The organism is Devosia sp. (assembly GCF_041917035.1).
In the GTDB taxonomy this organism is placed as follows: Bacteria; Pseudomonadota; Alphaproteobacteria; order Rhizobiales; family Devosiaceae; genus Devosia_A.
In genome coordinates, this window is record NZ_JAYRYM010000340.1 from 1 (window position 1) to 2034 (window position 2034).

The 2034-nt window shown below is 66.7% G+C and carries 4 protein-coding genes and 1 pseudogene; all 5 read left to right on the forward strand.

The genetic code is table 11. The features are described from left to right. A pseudogene (locus tag ACE3TU_RS20605) lies at nt 1–303 on the forward strand (Na+/H+ antiporter subunit D); the annotation flags it as partial. Continuing rightward, nucleotides 300–779 carry a Na+/H+ antiporter subunit E gene (locus tag ACE3TU_RS20610; RefSeq protein ID WP_374627658.1) on the forward strand — a complete coding sequence of 160 codons (480 nt, stop codon included), beginning with the start codon at nt 300–302 and terminating at the stop codon, nt 777–779. The pseudogene ACE3TU_RS20605 and the gene ACE3TU_RS20610, both read left to right, overlap by 4 nt. Beyond that, nucleotides 776–1069 (forward strand): monovalent cation/H+ antiporter complex subunit F, encoded by a 294-nt coding sequence (locus tag ACE3TU_RS20615; RefSeq protein WP_374627660.1) that lies wholly within the window; start codon nt 776–778, stop codon nt 1067–1069. Before ACE3TU_RS20610 ends, ACE3TU_RS20615 begins: the two co-directional genes overlap by 4 nt. Beyond that, nucleotides 1066–1392, forward strand: coding sequence for a monovalent cation/H(+) antiporter subunit G (gene mnhG / locus ACE3TU_RS20620; protein WP_374627662.1), 327 nt, complete (start codon nt 1066–1068; stop codon nt 1390–1392). The genes ACE3TU_RS20615 and mnhG overlap by 4 nt, the downstream gene beginning before the upstream one ends. 163 nt (nt 1393–1555) lie before the next feature. Further along, complete coding sequence (locus tag ACE3TU_RS20625; RefSeq protein WP_374627664.1) at nt 1556–1969, forward strand: MucR family transcriptional regulator; 414 nt, start codon at nt 1556–1558, stop codon at nt 1967–1969. Nucleotides 1970–2034 lie beyond the last annotated feature (65 nt).

The following is a 2034-nucleotide window of genomic DNA, read 5'->3' on the forward strand; positions in this document are numbered from 1 at the left end:
TGGCTCGCGGTACTGGCCAATGCCCTGCTGACATTGATCGCCGGCACGCGCCTGTGGGCGCATGTCTTCTGGCGCGCCGGCCGGGAGGGCGCCGAGGCGGAGTCGCCGCCCGCCGACCTGCGCCCGCTCGACGAGAGGCACCGCTGGTTCGGGCTGGGCTCGGCCGCCATCCTCACCGGGCTGGTCGCCGCGCTGGGACTGGTGCCGGAACCGCTGATGGCCTTTGGCCGGCTGGCCGCCGCGGCGCTCATCGACCCGGCCGCCTACATCGCCGCCACCGGACTGCCGGGAGCCTTGCCATGAACCCACTGCCGCTCATCGGCCTTCTCGCCCTCGGCTGGGCAGCGGCCACCGGCAGCTTTTCGCTGCTGAACCTCGCCTTCGGCGCGGCGCTGGGCGGCGCGAGCCTCTACCTCGTGCGCAACCAGGTCGGCGGTCCGGGCTTCGGGCCGCGGGCGCGGCGTGTCGCCACGCTGACGCTGCTGTTCGTGCGCGAGCTCTTCGTCAGCGCCTTCCGGGTGGCGAGGCTGGTGATCCGCCCCGACCTCAACCGCCGCATCCGGCCGGCCATCGTCGCCTTCCCGCTGTCGACCGATCGCGACGTGGAGATCGCGCTCCTCGCCAACCTGATCACGCTCACCCCGGGGACGCTCAGCGTCGATGTGTCCGAGGACCGCCGCGTCCTCTACGTGCATGCCATCGATGTCGGGGACAAGGAGGCGCTGATCAGGGAGATCCGCGACGGCTTCGAGAGAAAGGTCATGGAGGCATGCCGATGACGGGCACGATGGCGGTAACGCTGGCTGCGCAGATTGCCCTCGGATTTCTGGTGGTGGCGATGCTGCTGGTCATCGTCCGGCTGATTCGCGGACCCAACCTGGGGGACCGGATTCTCGCGCTCGACACGATCATGACGCTGTCGATCGGCTTCATAGCCGCTGCCGCCGTGCTGACCGGCTTCTCGCTCTATATCGACATCGCGATCGCAATCGCGCTCGTCGGGTTCCTGTCGACCATCGCCCTGGCCCGCTACCTGCTGGGCAGTGCAGGCAAGGAGCGGCGGCGATGATCGGGGAGGTGCTGCGCTATCTTGCCGCGCTGCTGATCGTCGCGGGCGCGATCTTCAGCCTCCTCGCCGCCATCGGCATCGTGCGCCTGCCCGACCTCTATACGCGCCTGCACTCGGCCTCCAAGGCCGGCGTCGTGGGAGCAGGGCTGATTCTGTGCGCGGTCGGCATCGTCTCGGGCGACGGGCCGACGGCGCTGCGGGTGGCGCTGGGCATCGTGTTCCTGGTGCTGTCGACGCCCGTCGCCGCGCACCTGCTGGCCCGCGCAGCCCTCAAGGCCGGCGAATCGCCTGCCCCCGGCACGAGTACTGAGGATTTCCACTGATTTGCCGTTGATCTCGGCCGCACTATTGCCAGAAACAAACAGATACTCGATGCTGATGGCGATGCAGTTGCATCGCGATAGATTTGATCATAGAAACCAGTCGTGGCCGTGGAAGCTTTGACCACCTGCCGCGACTCTACCTGAAGGACCCGAAATGATAGAAATGAACGGTAGCAGCGATATGGCTGACAACGATCTCATCGATCTGAGTGCCGATATCGTCTGCGCATATGTTAGCCACAATGCATTGAGCGTGAGCGATCTGCCGAAGTTGATCGCGGACGTGCACGGCGCCCTGCAGGGCCTGCAGTCGGCCCCCTCGCCCGTTATGGTCGAAGAGCTGAAGCCTGCAGTTCCGGTGCGCAAGTCGGTTGCCGCGGACTTCATCATCTGCCTCGAAGACGGCAAGAAGTTCAAGTCGCTGAAGCGTCACCTGCGCACGCACTACAATCTCTCGCCGGAAGAATACCGCGAGAAGTGGGGCCTCGCCGCCGACTACCCGATGGTTGCGCCGAACTACTCGGCGACGCGTTCGCGCCTGGCCAAGGACAACGGACTCGGCCGCAAACTCGGCTGAGGCAGTTCCACCTCGGCGAGCACGTCGTGCACGGCCGCCCCGACCGGGCGGCCGTCTGCATTTCC